Genomic DNA, 16,173 nt, shown 5'->3' with positions numbered 1-16,173 from the left:
ATGGCCCCACCCCCGGGCCGCCGGACCCGAAACGGATCGCTCAATGAGCATCCGGGCACCCCCCGCCGATGCCTAGCGCCAACCGCTACCTCCCGCCCCTGGGCCAGCAGCAAGAACCCGAACGCAGCACACCCCCGCCGCCGCGTGGTTTAAACAACGGCGAACGGATCACCGTCACCCGGGCCGCGGCGATGCGCAGCCGCGAAATGGGTTCTCGCATGTACTGGATGGTTCAGCGCGCCGCCACCGCCGACGGCGCCGACAAGTCCGGGCTCACCGCGCTGACGTGGCCGGTGATGGCGAACTTCGCCGTGGACTCGGCAATGGCCGTCGCACTGGCCAACACGCTGTTCTTCGCGGCGGCCAGCGGGGAGAGCAAGGCCAAAGTCGCTCTGTACCTATTGATCACCATCGCACCGTTCGCCGTGATCGCGCCGCTTATCGGTCCGGCGTTGGACAAGTTGCAGCACGGCCGGCGCGTCGCGCTGGCACTTTCGTTCGCGCTTCGCACCGCGCTGGCGTTGGTGTTGATCATCAACTACGACGGCCCCACCGGCAGCTTCCCGTCGTGGGTGCTCTATCCATGCGCGCTGGCCATGATGGTGTTCTCGAAATCATTCAGTGTGCTGCGCAGCGCCGTGACGCCGAGGGTGATGCCGCCGACGATCGACTTGGTACGGGTCAACTCCCGGCTGACCGTGTTTGGTCTGCTTGGCGGCACCATCGCTGGAGGCGCCATTGCGGCCGGTGTCGAGTTCGCCTGCACACATTTGTTGCAGCTCCCGGGCGCGCTGTTCGTCGTCGTCGCGATCACGATCGTCGGCGCCTTGCTGTCGATGCGCATTCCGCGCTGGGTTGAGGTGACAACCGGTGAGGTTCCGGCCACGTTGAGCTATCACCGGGATAGCGACCCGCTGCGACGACGGTGGCCGGAGGAACTCAAGGAAGTCAAAAAGGTCGGCGGCAGGCTGCGACAACCACTGGGCCGCAACATCATTACCTCGTTGTGGGGGAACTGCACAATCAAGGTGATGGTTGGCTTTCTGTTCCTGTACCCGGCCTTTGTCGCCAAAGCCCATGACGCCGACGGGTGGGTTCAGCTGGCCATGCTGGGGATCATCGGCGCCGCAGCCGCAATCGGAAACTTCGCCGGCAACTTCACCAGCGCACGCCTGAAGCTGGGGAGGCCGGCGGTACTGGTGGTGCGCTGCACCGTGGTGGTGACCGCGTTGGCATTGGTGGCCGCTGTGGCCGGCAACCTAGCGGCCGCCGCGATTGCCACTCTGATTACCTCGGGGTCCAGCGCGATAGCGAAGGCCTCGTTGGACGCCTCGTTACAACACGATCTGCCTGAGGAATCGCGGGCCTCGGGGTTCGGGCGTTCGGAGTCAACATTGCAGCTGGCGTGGGTGCTCGGGGGCGCGGTTGGGGTCTTGGTGTACACGGAGTTGTGGGTCGGTTTCACTGCGGTCAGTGCGCTGCTGATCTTGGGTCTAGCGCAGACGATCGTCAGCTTCCGGGGTCACTCATTGATCCCCGGCCTCGGAGGTAATCGCCCAGTGATGGTCGAACAGGAGGGCCGGCGCCTCGGCGCTTCAGCCGCGGGAGCGATGCCCCAGTGAAACGCGGTGTGGCCGTGCTGATCGCGGTCGTGGTAGTACTGCTGTCGATCGGGGCGGGGGTCGGCGCGTGGCTATTGGTTCGTGAGCCCGGTCCACACCGACCGGAAATCAGTGCGTATTCGCATGGACACCTGACCCGGGTCGGGCCGTACCTGTACTGCAACGTGCTCAACCTCGATGACTGTCAGACACCGCAAGCGCAGGGCGAGCTGCCGGTGAGCGAGCGCTATCCGGTACAACTGTCAGTGCCCGAGGCAATTTCGCGGGCACCCTGGCGATTGCTGCAGGTGTATGAGGACCCGGCAAACACGACCACTACCCTGTTTCGGCCCAACAGCCGGCTAGCGGTCACCATCCCCACCGTCGACCCCCAGCGCGGGCACCTGACCGGGATCGTTGTGCAGTTGCTGACTTTGGTGATCGACACCTCGGGTGAATTGCGCGAGGCTCCACACGCGGAATGGTCAGTGCGCCTTGTCTTTTGACGCCTGGCTAACACGCGGCTGCGCCAGCACCTAGACACCGCGGCCGGCCATTCTGGCCTCGCCGCTCCGAGTCAACCTGGCTAGCCCTGACGGCCCCTTGCACCCGTCGCACCCTGGTCGCCACTGCCACCGGCTTTGCCGTTAAAGAGTCCGCTTCCGCCCTTGCCGCCGGCGCCTCCGGCGCCGCCGGTCCCGCCGTCACCCCCGAAACCGCCAGAGCCCGAACCGCCCGACTGACCTAGGAGTCCGCCAGCACCGCCGGCACCGCCAGCGCCCCCGTCACCGCCGGCGCCGCCGGCACCGCCGTCGCCGCCGCGGCCCCCATCACCGCCATTGGCTTGAATCGTTGCTTGGCCGCCGGTACCGCCATCGCCACCAATGCCGCCAATCGCGCCGGTTCCCCCGATGCCACCACTCCCGCCGAACCCGCCGGCGCCGCCGTTGCCAATCAGGAAACCGCCGCGACCCCCGGCGCCGCCGCTACCCCCGTGACCACCGACGTCGCCGACCGCGCCGGTACCGCCGGTACCGCCGGTACCGCCCTTACCTGCGGCATTGTTGGACAAAAACACCTGGCTGACATCGACATTCCCGCCGTCGCCGCCGCGACCTCCCGCGGCTCCGGTGCCTCCGGTTCCGCCCATACCCCCGGCACCGGCAGAACTGTTGAAGTTGGCCGTGGCCGAGATGTTGCCGCCGTGGCCACCGGAGCCGCCGGGCGCACCTGCACCCCCGGTGCCCCCGGTGCCACCCGTACCGCCGACAACGGCGCTACTTGCAGATTTGCCGCCGCCGCCACCCCCGGCGCCTCCGGCGCCGCCTGACGCACCCGTGCCGCCGTCGCCGCCTTGGCCGCCGTTGCCGCCAGTCACGGGGTTAGCCACGTTGTTTGCGGCATTTCCGCCTGCGCCTCCGGTGCCGCCGGCCTGCCCATCCGTAGTACCGGGTAGACCAGATTGGCCAACTGTCCCATTGCCATTAGCGGCAGTGAATCCATTGGCACCGCTGTCAGCTTGGCCGGCCGCGGGGAGCTGGCCGGGGTTGACAGCGTCGGCGCCGCGGCCGCCCATGCCGCCCCCGCCGCCGGCGCCGCCATTGCCGATGAGCCCTACGCTGCCGCCGTTACCTCCAGGCGCACCGACGGCGCCGATGTCCACGGCGTTACCGCCGGAGCCGCCATCGCCAGCTAGTCCGATAAGCCCGACGTTGCCGCCATCGCCACCCGCTCCCGTCAGCCCGCCGGACCCGCCTATCCCACCAAAGCCGATCAACGCCGCGTCGCCGCCACGCCCGCCTTGCTGGCCGAACCCGCCGATGCCGCCGTCGCCACCCTGACCGAACAACTGCCCACCCGCTCCGCCGTTACCGCCCGTACCGACCAACCCGCCGATGCTCTGGGCACTTCCGTGCCCGCCGTTGCCGCCGATGCCGACCAGGCCACCGTTGCCGCCGTTACCGCCGAGCCCGGAGATTTCGCCGTTACCGCTGTCTCCGCCTGCTCCGCCAATGCCGAACAGCGCAGTGTTGCCGCCATTACCGCCGGCCCCACCCGTTCCACCGTTGGAGGCCCCACCGTCGCCGCCACGCCCGCCGGCGCCGCCGTTGCCCCACCAGCCGCCGTCTCCACCAGTCCCCCCAGCGCCGCCGGTCCGACTTGGCCCCAGCCCCCGCTGACTTAGCGCCGCCCGCACCGCCGGAAGACCTGCCCCCGGCCCCGGCCGACCTACCACCCGCGCCTCCCGCGGACGTGGTTCCGCCCGCTCCGGGTGACCAGCAGCCTGCTCCAGCCGACCAGCAGCCCGCGCCGGCACCCGCGGTCGTCGAAGCCGGGACCCAACTGCCCGACCCAGCCGCACAGCCGGCGGATGTGCCCCCGCCCGGTGATGTCGCTAACGCGCCCTTGGAAATCCACCAGGTCGCCGATGTCGCGTACACCAAGAGGCTGTGGGACGCGATCCGGGCGCAAGACGTCAGCGGCAACGACGCGCTCGACGCGCTCGCTCAGCCGTACGTCATCGGCTGACGCCGCAAGTCAGGCCGAACCCACCCATTCGTCGGACCCATCGTCGAAAAACTGGTGCTTCCACACCGGCAACCGCTCCTTGATGGTGTCCACGAGCCGCTCGCAGGTAGCAAACGCCGCTCGACGATGATCGGCGGCGACCGCCGCGACCAATGCCGCCTCCCCGACCTGCAGGAGCCCGATGCGGTGGCTGGCCGCCACAGCCCGCACCCCGGTGGATTCGGCAGCGACCTCGGCCACTACGTCGGCAAGGACCTGTGCGGCCGACGGGTGCGCGGAATACTCCAGTCGCAACACCCGACGTCCGCCGTCGTGGTCGCGGATCATTCCGACGAACCCGACAATCGCTCCGGCGGCCTGATGGCTCACCAACTCCTCATGGTCGGCCAGAAAGATCGGCTGCTCGGTCAGCTCCGCGCGCACGACGGACGTCATCAGCGCCACTCTCCCCCGCAAGCGGGTGGTACCCCCACCTCATCGCTGCGCTCTGCATCGTCGTCGGCGCGCGTCATCAGCGCTGGTGATCTTCGCCGGCGAGCTGGTCGAGCGCATGGTCCAGCACATCGGCAAGCACCGCAAGGCCGTCGCGAACACCGCCGGGTGAACCGGGCAAATTGACGATCAGGGTCCGGCCGGCCACGCCGCACACCCCTCGGGATAGCACCGACGTCGGCACCTTCGGCAGACCGGAGCGGCGAATCGCGTCGGCCAGCCCGGGGACGATGTAGTCCAGCACCGCTACGGTCTGTTCCGGGGTCGTATCGGTCTGCGAGATGCCAGTGCCGCCGGATGTAATGATGACGTCGACGCCGTCCTCAAGCGCGTCGTGCAGCGCCTCGCCCACCGGGTTCCCGTCGGCGACCACCCGTGCCTCGACAGACGAAAACCCATGTTGCTCAAGCCATTCGGCAATAATTGGCCCACATTGATCGGTGTATACACCTTTCGACCCGCGGGTCGAGGCAATGACGATACGGGCAGATCGGGCACGCTGCGTCGTCACTGCCGCACCCAGCTTCCACTGCGGCCGCCTTCTTTGCGGAGCACCCGAATATCATCGATGCGCGCGGCCGGGTCGACCGCTTTGATCATGTCGTACAAGGTCAGGGCGGCCACGCTGACTGCGGTGAGAGCCTCCATCTCGACCCCCGTTCGATCGGTGCTGCGCACCGTCGCGGTGATCTCGATATCCGACTCGCCGACGGTGAAATCGACGTCAACCCCGGTGAGCGCGAGCTGATGGCAGAGCGGAATCAGGTCGCTGGTGCGTTTGGCCGCCAAAATGCCCGCCACCCGTGCGGTAGCCAGCGCATCACCTTTGGGAAGGCCGCCGGTCGAGATCAACGCCACCACCTGCCCCGTGGTACGCAGGGCGCCCGCGGCAACGGCGGTGCGCCTGGTGGCTCCCTTCTCCGAAACGTCGACCATATGCGCCGCTCCCCGCTCGTCCAGGTGCGACAGCGCGTCTGACCTGGCCATCCCGACGCCTACCGGTTCACGACCGTCACCGGGTGGACGTAAGGCAAGTCGTCGGCGGAGACCGGGAACACCATTTCGCCGAAGGGCGATAAGGCACCCGTGCGGTCGGTCACCAGTTCGCTCACCGCATGGTCATCCGGGTCGGTGGTCGGCCAGCCGTTGTCCACATATTTGTTGTTCTTGCGCGCCTTGCCTTCAGCGATGTCAGCCACGGGAACCATTCTGACAGGTCGCCCACCCACCCGCGGCGCAAGGCCGTCGGTCGGGCCTACGCTGATCAGCAATGACCGAACACACGCCGGACATCCCGCTGGGGTCCTGGCTGGCCGACTTGCCCGATGAACGGCTGATCCTGCTGCTGGAGCTGCGACCAGACCTTGCGCAGCCGCCACCCGGCAGCATCTCCGCGCTCGCCGCGCGCGCGCAGGCCCGCCAGTCGGTCAAAGCCGCGACCGACGAGCTCGACTTTCTGCGACTGGGTGTGCTCGACGCCTTGCTGGTGCTGCACGCCGATAGCCAGCCGGTGCCCGTCGCCAAGCTGCTGGCGCTGATCGGTGATTACGCGCCCCAGCCTGACATCGTCGCGGCGCTGGACGACCTGAAGCTGCGCGCCCTGGTTTGGGGTGAGACCGTGGTCCGGGTGGCCGCCGACGCGGCCACGGCGCTGCCGTGGCATGCGGGGCAGGTCACGCTCGAGGACCGTTCGCACACTCGGGATGAGATCGCCGCCGCGCTCGACGGGCTCGACCAGCAGCAGCGCGACGTGCTGCAGAAGTTGCTCGAAGGATCCCCGATGGGGCGCACCCGAGACGCGGCACCCGGCGCACCGGCGGACCGGCCCGTGCCGCGGCTGCTGGCGACGGGCCTGCTGCGACGCATCGATGCCGAAACGGTGATCTTGCCCCGCCACGTCGGGCAGGTGCTGCGCGGTGAACCCCCCGGGCCGATGCAGCTGACGGCGCCCGACCCGGTGGTGTCCACCACCACACACGACGACGTGGATGCCTCGGCGGCCGGCGCGGTCATCGACCTGCTACGCGAGGTCGACGTCCTGCTCGAGCACCTTGGCGCCACACCGGTAGCCGAGCTACGCAGTGGCGGACTGGGCGTTCGCGAAATCAAGCGGCTGTCGAAGGCGACCGGAATCGACGAGGCGCGGCTGGGCCTGATCCTCGAGCTTGTGGCCGCGGCCGGACTGATCGCGAGCGGCATGCCGGATCCCGAACCGCTCTATGGAGAAGGGCCGTACGGGGCGCCAACGGCGACCGCCGACCGGTTCGTCTCGATGGCCACCGCCGACCGCTGGTACCTATTGGCCACCACCTGGCTGGATTTACCGGGCCGACCGGCGTTGATCGGCAGCCGCGGTCCCGACGCCAAACCATATGGTGCCCTGTCGGATTCGCTGTTCTCGACGGCAGCTCCGCTGGATCGTAGGCTATTACTCGACGCCCTTGCCGAGCTGCCCGCCGGTGCCGGTGTCAACGCGGACTCGGCGTCGGCGGCGTTGATCTGGCGACGGCCACGTTGGGCCCGGCGGCTGCAGCCGCGACCAGTCGCCGACCTGCTGACCGAAAGTCACACTTTGGGTCTGGTGGGACGCGGGGCGATCAGTAGGCCCGGCCGTGCACTGCTGGCCGCGGACGCCGATCCCACCGCCGTGGTTGATGCGATGACGCGGGCATTGCCCAAACCGATCGACCACTTTTTGGTCCAGGCCGACCTGACCGTCGTCGTGCCCGGGCCGCTGAATCGCGACCTCGCCGAGGACTTGGCCACGGTTGCCACCGTCGAATCTGCCGGCGCGGCAATGGTGTACCGGGTCAGCGAACAGTCGATCAGGCACGCACTTGACATTGGCAAGACCCGCGACTGGATGCAATCCTTCTTCGCCGGCCATTCCAAAACTCCGGTGCCGCAAGGGCTTACGTATCTTATCGACGATGTCGCACGCCGGCACGGGCAACTTCGAATCGGTATGGCCGCGTCGTTCGTGCGGTGCGAGGATCCGGCCCTGCTCGCGCAAGCGGTCGCAGACCCTGCCGCCGAAGGGCTTGCACTGCGTACCTTGGCGCCGACGGTGGCGGTCTCCCCGGCACCGATATCCGAAGTGCTCGTCGCGTTGCGCGCCGCGGGCCTGGCTCCGGCTGCCGAGGACTCCACCGGCGCCATCGTCGATGTCCGGCCCCGCGGGGCGCGGGTGCCCGCCCCGCAGCAGCGCCGCCCCTCCCGCCCGCCGGCGCGTCCAAGCAGTGAGACGCTCAACGCAGTCGTCGCGGTGCTTCGCAAGGTGACCGCCGCGCCGTTCGGCAATATCCGCGTTGACCCCGCCGTTGCGATGTCGCTGTTGCAGCGCGCGGCGCGGGATCAGGCCACCGTATTGATCGGCTACCTCGACGCCGCCGGGGTTGCCACGCAGCGGGTGGTCTCGCCGATCACCACCCGGGGTGGTCAGCTAATGGCCTTCGATTCGGCGTCCGGGCGGCTGCGGGAGTTCGCGATCCACCGCATCACCTCGGTGGTGTCGGCCGACGACCGATAATGGGTCCCATGAGCCACGGGCCGTTGATCGTGCAGTCCGACAAGACAGTGCTGCTCGAAGTCGACAATGAATTGGCAGGCGCGGCACGCGCCGCCATCGCGCCGTTCGCCGAGCTGGAACGCGCACCCGAACACGTGCACACCTACCGCATCACGCCGCTGGCGCTGTGGAACGCCCGCGCCGCCGGCCATGACGCCGAACAGGTCGTCGATGCGCTGGTCAGCTTCTCTCGCTACGCGGTGCCCCAGCCGCTGCTGGTCGACATCGTCGACACCATGGCGCGCTACGGCCGGCTGCAATTGGTCAAGAACCCCGCGCACGGCCTGACGCTGGTAAGCCTGGACCGCGCCGTCCTCGAAGAAGTGCTGCGCAACAAGAAGATCAGCCCGATGCTGGGCGCCCGCATCGACGACGACACCGTCGTCGTGCACCCCAGCGAGCGTGGCCGGGTCAAGCAGATGCTGCTCAAGATCGGTTGGCCCGCTGAGGATCTCGCTGGTTATGTGGACGGCGAGGCGCATCCGATCGGCCTGCAGCAGGACGGTTGGCAGCTCCGCGACTATCAGCAGATGGCCGCGGACTCGTTCTGGGCTGGCGGGTCCGGCGTGGTGGTACTGCCGTGCGGCGCGGGCAAGACGCTGGTCGGTGCGGCGGCCATGGCCAAGGCCAGTGCGACCACGCTGATTCTGGTCACCAACATCGTGGCCGCCCGGCAATGGAAACGCGAGCTGGTCGCGCGGACCTCGCTGACCGAGGACGAGATCGGTGAATATTCCGGCGAACGCAAGGAGATTCGGCCCGTCACTATCTCGACGTACCAGATGATCACTCGCCGCACCAAGGGCGAGTATCGACATCTGGAGCTCTTCGACAGCCGCGACTGGGGGCTGATCATCTACGACGAGGTGCATCTGCTGCCGGCGCCGGTGTTCCGGATGACCGCCGACCTGCAATCCAAGCGACGCCTGGGCCTGACCGCCACGTTGATCCGCGAGGACGGTCGCGAAGGCGATGTGTTCTCTCTCATTGGCCCAAAGCGCTACGACGCGCCGTGGAAAGACATTGAGGCCCAAGGCTGGATCGCGCCGGCGGAGTGTGTCGAAGTCCGGGTGACGATGACCGACAACGAGCGGATGATGTATGCCACCGCCGAGCCCGAAGAACGCTACCGGCTCTGCTCGACCGTGCACACGAAAATCGCTGTCGTCAAGTCGATTCTGGAGAAGCATCCCGGCGAGCAGACCCTGGTGATCGGTGCCTACCTGGATCAGCTGGATGAGCTCGGCGCTGAGTTAAACGCTCCAGTTATCCAGGGCGGCACCAAAACCTCTGACCGCGAAGCATTGTTCGACGCCTTCCGTCGGGGCGAAGTCTCCACGCTGGTGGTCTCCAAGGTCGCCAACTTCTCTATCGACTTGCCGGAAGCCGCTGTGGCGGTGCAGGTTTCGGGAACATTCGGGTCACGCCAGGAGGAAGCCCAGCGGTTGGGGCGACTGCTGCGACCCAAGTCCGACGGCGGCGGTGCCATGTTCTACTCGGTGGTGGCCCGCGACAGCTTGGATGCCGAGTACGCCGCGCACCGACAGCGGTTCTTGGCCGAGCAGGGATACGGCTACATCATCAAGGACGCCGACGACCTCTTGGGCCCGGCCATTTAGCGCACGCCGCTATTTGGCGCGCCAGCCTAGAGCGACAGGATGGTCGCCGACGCGGTGCCCGGCGCGCCGTACACCTGGGCCAGGCCGACGCGCGGGTTGCCCGGCACCTGACGCTCGCCCGCCTCGCCGCGCAGCTGTCGCACCAACTCGTGCACCTGCCGCAGCCCTGAGGCGCCGATCGGCTCTCCGTTGGCGATGAGTCCGCCGTCGGTATTGACCGGCAGCTCACCGCCGATCTCGGTGGCGCCGTCGGCCACCAACTTCTCTTGCTCACCGTCGGCGCATAAACCCGTCTCGGCCATGTGGATGACCTCGGCGCCGGCGTCGGTGTCCTGTAGCTGGGCCAGGTCGATGTCTTCGGGTCCCATTCCGGCGGCCTCGTAGGCCGCCTTGGCGGCGTAGACCGTCGGCGAGGAGTCCTCATCCAAGGGTGCCGATGTGGCGTGCACCTCGTAGGCACCGTAGCGGCGGGTGCGAATTTCACAGGCGCGCACGTACACCGGCCTGTCGGTAAACCGGTGCGCCAAGGATGCGCGGCACATAACAACCGCGGCCGCACCTTCGTCGGGCGCGCAGAACATGTATTGCGTCAGCGGGTAGTTGAGCACGGCCGAGTTCAGGATCTCGTCTTCGGGAATCGCTTTGCGACGGAATGCGTTCGGGTTCAGCGCACCGTTGCGATAGTTCTTGGCGGCGACCTTGGCCAGCGTGGCCTGAGAAATGTTGTGGTCGTAGATGTACTTGTTGGCCTTCATGCCGAAGAACTTGGTCGTGACGAATTGCCCGTTCTGGGCATACCACTGCGGCAGCGCCAATTTGGCGGGGTCGTCGGTGAATGCGCCGCGCGGGTGCTTGTCCAGGCCGACGGCGATGCCGATGTCGTATTTGCCCAATCGGATGGTGTCGGCGGTCTGCTGAATGGCGCTGGCCCCGGTGGCGCATGCGTTGAACACGTCGGTGAACGGAATACCGGTCAGACCCACCAGCCTGGTTACCGCGTCCGGGTTGGACACCTCGTAGCTGCCGCCAAAGCCGAACTGGATGTCCTTCCACTGAACACCGGCGTCCGCCAGTGCGGACTGGATAGCCTCGGCGCCCATCTGCATCGCGGTCTTTTCGAACCGGCCGAACGGATGCAGGCCCACGCCGACGATCGCTACGTCGTTAGTCATCTCAGGCTCCTACGGGTGTGAACGCGAACGTAAGGACCTCTTCGCCTTCCTCACTTACGGTGAGCGGAACCATGGTGAGCTCGACCTCCTGGCCGAATTTCATCTTGGCCGGGTCGTTCTCGGTCAGCCTGCCCTCAACCCGGATCACAGCGTCTTCCCCCAAGCCCAGCTGCACCAGAGCCATGCCGAACGGCACAAAATCCTTGCCAGTCGCACCGATATACGGAGGTCCAGGCGGGAAGCCCTGCGTGGTCCACGTCACGACGGTGCCACGGCGCGGCAACAACACCTCGCTCATCTCTCCAACGCTGCAGCGCGGACACCGTTGCTGCACCGGGAAGGTGGTAGCGCCACAGCTGTCACAGCGACTGCCGATCAGCTGCGGGTTCTGGTCAGGCCAGGTCGAGATTTCGGGGGCGAGCGCCTTCTGCATCGAAGGATCCTCCGTGTCGAGCGGGAGAATACTGCACCTCAAACCGTACAACAGCGTTCCAAAAAAGTGGAAATCCCGTTCTCTACGGCCCCGTGGCAGCATGGCGCCCATGCCGATCACCGTGATCCTCGAACTCAAGTTCAAACCCGAAGCGGTCGCAGCCGGACGCGAGCTCATGGCCCGCGCGCTGCAGGATACCCGGGCGTTTGACGGGAACCTCCGCACCGACGTGCTTGTCGATGAAGACGACGAAGCGCGCTGGCTTATCTACGAACTCTGGGAGACGGTCGAGCACGACGAGGCCTACCGCAGATTTCGCGCCGGCGCAGGTCGACTGACGGAGCTGCCGCCATTGCTGGCCGCGCCTCCCGTCAAGACGCGGTACGTCACGACCGATATCTAGCTCAACGCGGGTATCACTTCACGTTCAAACAACTCGATGCCGGAACGGTCATAGGCGGCTTCGGGGAAGTAGCAGATCGCGTACTCACATCCCAAGTCACGAATCTTCGCCATCCGCTCGATCACCTGTTCCGGCCTACCCGTTGCCGAATCCGGGCCGCTGCCACCGGCGATCATCGCATCCGCGACCGCCTCCGGGACGGAGCCGACCATCCGGTCGCGGACCCGCTGCAGCCGGTCTTTGACGTCGGCGTCCGAAGTCCCAATCAGGGTGGTGAAGTTGCTCGATCGCACGATGGCGTCGAAGTCGGTGCCCAGCTTCTGGCAGTGCTCAGCGAGCACCCCCGACTTGTGGGCGAAAGCCGTTGGCTCCGGCGAGAAATTCGTGTATTGCGCGTACTTGGCAGCGATGCGCAGCGTCACCTTTTCGCCGCCGCCAGCGATCCACAGTGGAATACTGTTGTCCTGCAACGGCTTCGGTGCCACAATCGCGCCATCGACCTGGTAGTGCTGGCCGTGGAAGGTGACCTTGCCGTCGCGCCAGGCTTCACGCAGTATCTGGACGCCCTCGTCCAGCCTGCCCAGCCGCACCCCCGCCGATGGAAACCCGTAACCGTAAGCCCGCCACTCGTGTTCGTACCAGCCGCCGCCGATACCCATCTGGATGCGACCGCCAGAGATGATGTCGGCGGTGGCGGCCACTTTGGCTAGGTAGACCGGATTTCGGTAGCTCATCGCCGTGCACATCTGGCCGAGCTTGATCCGCGATGTAGTCGCCGCATATGCGGCCATCAACGACCACGCCTCATGTGTGGCTTCGCCCGTGGGCATCGGAACGGTGTGGAAGTGGTCGTAGACCCACAATGAGTCCCAGGCGCTCTCGTCGGCGTAGGTGGCCAGGTCACGCATCACCGCCCAGTGGTTTTCCGGTTCGATGCCGACGAGATCCATTCGCCAGCCTTGCGGAATGAAGAGACCGAAGCGCATATCTAGGCACTCTAGTGCCGTGACGATGCGACCGGAATGGCCAAGCTCACGCCCACGCCGCGCCCAACCCGAGTCGCCCGCCGTAGTCATAGCAGACGCTCGTCGGCAGTGCGCAACGGAAGTCCGACGGATACCCCCCGGGGATAATATGGCATACCACACACGAAGGGATCATCACGATGGTTGGCGACGAAGACAGCATTGCCGCAGTACTGAATCGGTTGCGGCGTGCGCAGGGCCAGCTTGCCGGCGTGATCTCGATGATCGAGCAAGACCGCGACTGCAAGGACGTCGTCACACAGCTTGCCGCGGTTTCACGCGCGCTTGACCGTGCTGGATTCAAGATCGTCGCCACAGGTCTGCGCGAATGTGCCACGGGGAAAAGGAAAAAGGGAACTCAGCCGATGACCGAGGCGGAGCTCGAAAAACTCTTCCTCGCGCTGGCCTGACACGCCGGATCTGGGCCGCAGCGGAGGATTGGCCAAGTGGCGAGGCAATGGCGCACGGTCGCGCAGGCGGTCTGCCGAGAAAGTAGCTTCCCCACTGACACGCCCGCCGCATAACCAGTGACCGCGATAGCCTTTGAGTCACCGCTCTTTTGGCGGGCTACTTCGTCGGGGCGGTGTCGCCGAGCGCGCTTATCGCGGCCTGCAGTTTGGCAGCGGCTTCATCGGCGACGGCCTGCAGCGCGTCCGACTGGCCGGCGACCTGCACCATAATTTGCGGGTCCATTGCCTCCACCAGCACCGTGTCGCGCGGACTGCCTGTGTCGGCTCGCACTACGACGTTGCACGGCAATAGCTGACCGATCTGTCGGTCCACCCCCAGGGCGCGGTGTGCCAACGTCGGATTGCATGCACCGAGGATCAAGTAGTCCTCCATGTCCTCGCCAAGCTTTTGCTTCAGCGTGGCCTTGACGTCGATGGTGGTCAGCACGCCGAAACCCTGATCGGCCAGGGCTCGAGTGGTCCGTTCGACCACTTCCTCGAACGCGGCATTCAACTTGGTGCTTAGACCCAAAGTCATCGCTACTCCTTCCCTAATTGTGTTGCAGGCGCCGATATCGGCTGCGCGCCTGGTCTTTTAGGCATGGTCGACCAGCCGCAACCGATCAAGCACCGTGGTGATGCTCTGCTCGCCGGCCATCTGAGTCCGTCCCTCACGTATATCCCACGTTACCCCCTTGGGTATATCGACATCTCTCGTAGACGATAAGCGCGGCGACCGGAAATGGGCCGAATACCACTACGACTACCAAGAAGTACTCGACGACCTCGCCCCAAGGCATCGCGCCCTGCGCCAGATGATCCGCGAGCCGTACCAAGGTCGCCGCGCTTAAGGTCGCCGCAGGGATCTAGCGGATCGCGGTCACCACCCCGACCGCCTAATGAACGAGAGACCTTTTGCCAGCGTCGATTTCAGTGCCATGCCAGCGGCGGACGTAACGATGCGCTGCACACCGGTCACCTCGGCTACGTCTCACACATTAACGCGGCGAGCCCGGCTTTAACCGAGCTATCCCGCAGCTCTTCATAAGGCGCGTCGGGAAAATGCAGGCAACAGTCCTGCAAACCCCCGAACGCGACCACCGCACAGGTGGCCTGGGCGAGGGTCGGCTCGGGACCAAACACCAGCCTGCCGAGCCGCTCGCGCCACGCCAACACGGTCTCAATGAGGCCGAGGTCGGCAAGCATCGTCAGTTCGCTCAGCACCAGCATGAGGTCCTTTCGATGCCGATAGTGGAAATCGAAATAGCCCTCCAGCAACTCGCGGGCATCGATACCGCCAAGGCTTTCCCGATCGGAGACGAACCGCTCACCCTCTTCGATCAACGGCACCAGGATGCTGCGCACGAGGTCATCCCGCGAGGTGAAGTGGTAGTACAACGCGGGCTTGGTAATCCCCAGCTCGTCGGCGATGTCCTGCAGGCTGGTGCGTTGCACCCCTTGCCGCAGGAACAGTTCACGAGCCACATCTTGGATGCGCTGCCTGGTGTCCGACCTGGGCTTGGTCACGCAAAGAGCCTAACTGACTTAACGATAGGTAAGTGACCTGCTATACTTACCAAACGTTAAGTAAGGAGGGCGGCATGCGGATTCTGATCTCGGGGGCCAGCATCTCCGGCCCGGTGTTGGCGTACTGGCTCACCCGGTACGGGTACGACGTGACCGTCGTCGAACGGGCGCCCCAACTGCGCAAGACGGGCGGCCACGCCGTCGACCTATTCCGGCCGGCCATAGAGATCTCGGAGCGGATGGGTGTGCTGCCCCAGATCGAGGCACTGGCCACCGGGACAACGGAGCTGACGATCTATCGCGAAGGCGCCCGGCGACCGTCGCACGTTGATGTCACGAAGCTTGTCGGCGCCGCATCCGACCGCCATGTCGAAATCATGCGCGACGATCTCAGCGAGGCCTACTACTGCGCCGGCAAAGACGACATCGAGTACCTGTTCGGTGACTCGATCACCGCCATCTCCCCCGACGGCGATGTGACCTTCGAACACGCGGAGTCGCGCAGGTTCGACGTCGTCGTCGGCGCAGACGGCCTGCATTCGAACGTCCGGCGCCTGGTCTTCGGCGAGGACGCCGGACGCACCCAATTCCTCGGGGGATACTTGGCGGTATTGTCAGTGCCGAGAACGCTTGCGCGCGAACGACAGTCCTTAGGACACCTCGGCGTTGGCCGCGTGGCATTGATCTACACCGCACAACCTCTGGACGATGCACGCGTGGTGTTTCTGTTCCACAGCAAGGAAGAACTTCACTACCACTACCGAGATGTCCTGCGGCAGAAGGAGTTACTGCAAGGCGCCTTCGCCGGGATGCATCCGCGCGTGGACCGCTGGCTCGAAGAGCTGGACCTCACTCCGGCGTTTTACTTCGACTCGATCACCCAGTTGCAGCTCAACACCTGGTCGCGCGGACGGGTCACCCTGGTCGGCGACGCCGGATACTGTCCTGGACCCGCTGTGGGCGGCAGCACCAGCCTCTCGGTGTTCGGCGCGTATGTGCTCGCCGGCGAACTGGCTCAGGCCAATGGAGACTACCTGCGCGCGTTCGCGGCATACGAGCGACAGATGGACGAGCCTGTGCGCCGCAGCCGCGCGTTTGCGCGCAAGGCGGCCAAGCGCTTGGTCCCGGGCTCGGCAGCCGGCGTGTGGGCGCTGACCCGCGGCGCGCAGCTCATCTCAGCACTGCCTACCGGCCTAACCAGGGCACTTGCCAGGCTAAGCGCCAGGGGGATGCGTGTGTTCGACTCGATGCAGTACAGGGACTACGGCACGCTGGTCGCCGGCTGACCTCCCACCGAAGGCGTTGCGTCGCCCTCGACGCGGCCGCCTCCTGCGCGAGCAGACGTAAAGTCCCCC

General features: G+C 66.1%; 17 protein-coding genes and 1 pseudogene. 8 read left to right on the top strand and 10 right to left on the bottom strand.

The genetic code is table 11. The annotated features are described in order from the left end of the window. Positions 1-1,622 (top strand): annotated as a pseudogene (locus MSIMFI_RS11705) (MFS transporter). Beyond that, complete coding sequence (locus MSIMFI_RS11700) at positions 1,619-2,107, top strand: DUF2771 domain-containing protein (RefSeq protein WP_191497323.1); 489 nt, start codon at positions 1,619-1,621, stop codon at positions 2,105-2,107. Before MSIMFI_RS11705 ends, MSIMFI_RS11700 begins: the two are co-directional and overlap by 4 nt. An 80-nt stretch (positions 2,108-2,187) precedes the next feature. Here the strand turns inward: MSIMFI_RS11700 and MSIMFI_RS28920 are convergent, their stop codons facing one another. Further along, positions 2,188-3,837, bottom strand: coding sequence for a hypothetical protein (locus tag MSIMFI_RS28920; protein ID WP_191497322.1), 1,650 nt, complete (start codon positions 3,835-3,837; stop codon positions 2,188-2,190). Between the two features lie 17 nt (positions 3,838-3,854). Here MSIMFI_RS28920 and MSIMFI_RS11690 point away from each other — a divergent pair, with 17 nt between their 5' ends. Next, entirely contained in the window at positions 3,855-4,130 is a 276-nt protein-coding gene (locus MSIMFI_RS11690; protein WP_191497321.1) for a hypothetical protein, read from the top strand. Between the two features lie 9 nt (positions 4,131-4,139). Here MSIMFI_RS11690 and MSIMFI_RS11685 read toward each other — a convergent pair whose 3' ends face one another. From MSIMFI_RS11685 to MSIMFI_RS11670, 4 genes are all read right to left on the bottom strand, one after another. Beyond that, entirely contained in the window at positions 4,140-4,565 is a 426-nt protein-coding gene (locus MSIMFI_RS11685; RefSeq protein ID WP_191497320.1) for a molybdenum cofactor biosynthesis protein MoaE, read from the bottom strand. 76 nt (positions 4,566-4,641) lie between these two features. Next, positions 4,642-5,133 carry a MogA/MoaB family molybdenum cofactor biosynthesis protein gene (locus MSIMFI_RS11680; RefSeq protein ID WP_191497319.1) on the bottom strand — a complete coding sequence of 164 codons (492 nt, stop codon included), beginning with the start codon at positions 5,131-5,133 and terminating at the stop codon, positions 4,642-4,644. Continuing rightward, positions 5,130-5,609: a cyclic pyranopterin monophosphate synthase MoaC gene (gene moaC, locus MSIMFI_RS11675; RefSeq protein WP_191497318.1), complete on the bottom strand. Its 480-nt coding sequence runs from the start codon at positions 5,607-5,609 to the stop codon at positions 5,130-5,132. The genes MSIMFI_RS11680 and moaC overlap by 4 nt, the downstream gene beginning before the upstream one ends. Before the next feature lie 8 nt (positions 5,610-5,617). Next, entirely contained in the window at positions 5,618-5,821 is a 204-nt protein-coding gene (locus MSIMFI_RS11670) for a hypothetical protein (RefSeq protein ID WP_139828519.1), read from the bottom strand. Positions 5,822-5,892: 71 nt separating this feature from the next. Between MSIMFI_RS11670 and MSIMFI_RS11665 the strand changes: the two genes are divergently transcribed. Together MSIMFI_RS11665 and MSIMFI_RS11660 are read left to right on the top strand one after the other, a co-directional pair. Beyond that, the gene (locus MSIMFI_RS11665; protein WP_191497317.1) at positions 5,893-8,151 is read left to right on the top strand and encodes a helicase-associated domain-containing protein; all 2,259 of its coding nucleotides are present in this window, start codon (positions 5,893-5,895) and stop codon (positions 8,149-8,151) included. A gap of 8 nt (positions 8,152-8,159) precedes the next feature. Continuing rightward, complete coding sequence (locus tag MSIMFI_RS11660; RefSeq protein ID WP_191497316.1) at positions 8,160-9,809, top strand: DNA repair helicase XPB; 1,650 nt, start codon at positions 8,160-8,162, stop codon at positions 9,807-9,809. A gap of 26 nt (positions 9,810-9,835) precedes the next feature. On the opposite strand, the gene MSIMFI_RS11655 is transcribed toward MSIMFI_RS11660, so the two are convergent. Both MSIMFI_RS11655 and MSIMFI_RS11650 read right to left on the bottom strand, forming a co-directional pair. Continuing rightward, positions 9,836-10,981 carry a thiolase family protein gene (locus MSIMFI_RS11655; RefSeq protein ID WP_191497315.1) on the bottom strand — a complete coding sequence of 382 codons (1,146 nt, stop codon included), beginning with the start codon at positions 10,979-10,981 and terminating at the stop codon, positions 9,836-9,838. A 1-nt stretch (position 10,982) separates the two neighbouring features. After that, complete coding sequence (locus tag MSIMFI_RS11650) at positions 10,983-11,414, bottom strand: Zn-ribbon domain-containing OB-fold protein (RefSeq protein ID WP_191497314.1); 432 nt, start codon at positions 11,412-11,414, stop codon at positions 10,983-10,985. A gap of 109 nt (positions 11,415-11,523) precedes the next feature. Here MSIMFI_RS11650 and MSIMFI_RS11645 point away from each other — a divergent pair, with 109 nt between their 5' ends. Next, positions 11,524-11,817 (top strand): putative quinol monooxygenase, encoded by a 294-nt coding sequence (locus MSIMFI_RS11645; RefSeq protein WP_191497313.1) that lies wholly within the window; start codon positions 11,524-11,526, stop codon positions 11,815-11,817. Here MSIMFI_RS11645 and MSIMFI_RS11640 read toward each other — a convergent pair. Next, the gene (locus MSIMFI_RS11640) at positions 11,814-12,803 is read right to left on the bottom strand and encodes an LLM class F420-dependent oxidoreductase (protein WP_191497312.1); all 990 of its coding nucleotides are present in this window, start codon (positions 12,801-12,803) and stop codon (positions 11,814-11,816) included. The two genes, MSIMFI_RS11645 and MSIMFI_RS11640, sit on opposite strands and share 4 nt — an antisense overlap. Positions 12,804-12,982: 179 nt before the next feature. On the opposite strand from MSIMFI_RS11640, the gene MSIMFI_RS11635 reads away from it, so the two are divergent. Further along, positions 12,983-13,252 (top strand): metal-sensitive transcriptional regulator, encoded by a 270-nt coding sequence (locus MSIMFI_RS11635; RefSeq protein WP_186244625.1) that lies wholly within the window; start codon positions 12,983-12,985, stop codon positions 13,250-13,252. Positions 13,253-13,409: 157 nt separating this feature from the next. On the opposite strand, the gene MSIMFI_RS11630 is transcribed toward MSIMFI_RS11635, so the two are convergent. After that, positions 13,410-13,829 carry a DUF302 domain-containing protein gene (locus MSIMFI_RS11630; RefSeq protein WP_191497311.1) on the bottom strand — a complete coding sequence of 140 codons (420 nt, stop codon included), beginning with the start codon at positions 13,827-13,829 and terminating at the stop codon, positions 13,410-13,412. 446 nt (positions 13,830-14,275) lie between these two features. Beyond that, the gene (locus MSIMFI_RS11625) at positions 14,276-14,818 is read right to left on the bottom strand and encodes a TetR/AcrR family transcriptional regulator (RefSeq protein WP_191497310.1); all 543 of its coding nucleotides are present in this window, start codon (positions 14,816-14,818) and stop codon (positions 14,276-14,278) included. Positions 14,819-14,892: 74 nt separating this feature from the next. On the opposite strand from MSIMFI_RS11625, the gene MSIMFI_RS11620 reads away from it, so the two are divergent. Next, complete coding sequence (locus tag MSIMFI_RS11620) at positions 14,893-16,104, top strand: FAD-dependent monooxygenase (protein ID WP_191497309.1); 1,212 nt, start codon at positions 14,893-14,895, stop codon at positions 16,102-16,104. The last annotated feature ends 69 nt before the right edge of the window (positions 16,105-16,173 follow it).

Origin of the sequence: Mycobacterium simulans, from assembly GCF_900232995.1 — a bacterium.
Classification (GTDB): Bacteria; Actinomycetota; Actinomycetes; order Mycobacteriales; family Mycobacteriaceae; genus Mycobacterium; species Mycobacterium simulans.
This window is presented reverse-complemented; position numbering and strand designations above follow the sequence as displayed.

Excerpts from the sequence above, each read along its gene's own strand:
- MSIMFI_RS11685 (WP_191497320.1), bottom strand. The coding sequence starts at position 4,565 with ATGACGTCCGTCGTGCGCGCGGAGCTGACCGAGCAGCCGATCTTTCTG.
- moaC (WP_191497318.1), bottom strand. The coding sequence starts at position 5,609 with ATGGCCAGGTCAGACGCGCTGTCGCACCTGGACGAGCGGGGAGCGGCG.
- MSIMFI_RS11665 (WP_191497317.1), top strand. The coding sequence starts at position 5,893 with ATGACCGAACACACGCCGGACATCCCGCTGGGGTCCTGGCTGGCCGAC.
- MSIMFI_RS11660 (WP_191497316.1), top strand. The coding sequence starts at position 8,160 with ATGAGCCACGGGCCGTTGATCGTGCAGTCCGACAAGACAGTGCTGCTC.
- MSIMFI_RS11655 (WP_191497315.1), bottom strand. The coding sequence starts at position 10,981 with ATGACTAACGACGTAGCGATCGTCGGCGTGGGCCTGCATCCGTTCGGC.
- MSIMFI_RS11650 (WP_191497314.1), bottom strand. The coding sequence starts at position 11,414 with ATGCAGAAGGCGCTCGCCCCCGAAATCTCGACCTGGCCTGACCAGAAC.
- MSIMFI_RS11645 (WP_191497313.1), top strand. The coding sequence starts at position 11,524 with ATGCCGATCACCGTGATCCTCGAACTCAAGTTCAAACCCGAAGCGGTC.
- MSIMFI_RS11640 (WP_191497312.1), bottom strand. The coding sequence starts at position 12,803 with ATGCGCTTCGGTCTCTTCATTCCGCAAGGCTGGCGAATGGATCTCGTC.
- MSIMFI_RS11635 (WP_186244625.1), top strand. The coding sequence starts at position 12,983 with ATGGTTGGCGACGAAGACAGCATTGCCGCAGTACTGAATCGGTTGCGG.
- MSIMFI_RS11630 (WP_191497311.1), bottom strand. The coding sequence starts at position 13,829 with ATGACTTTGGGTCTAAGCACCAAGTTGAATGCCGCGTTCGAGGAAGTG.
- MSIMFI_RS11620 (WP_191497309.1), top strand. The coding sequence starts at position 14,893 with ATGCGGATTCTGATCTCGGGGGCCAGCATCTCCGGCCCGGTGTTGGCG.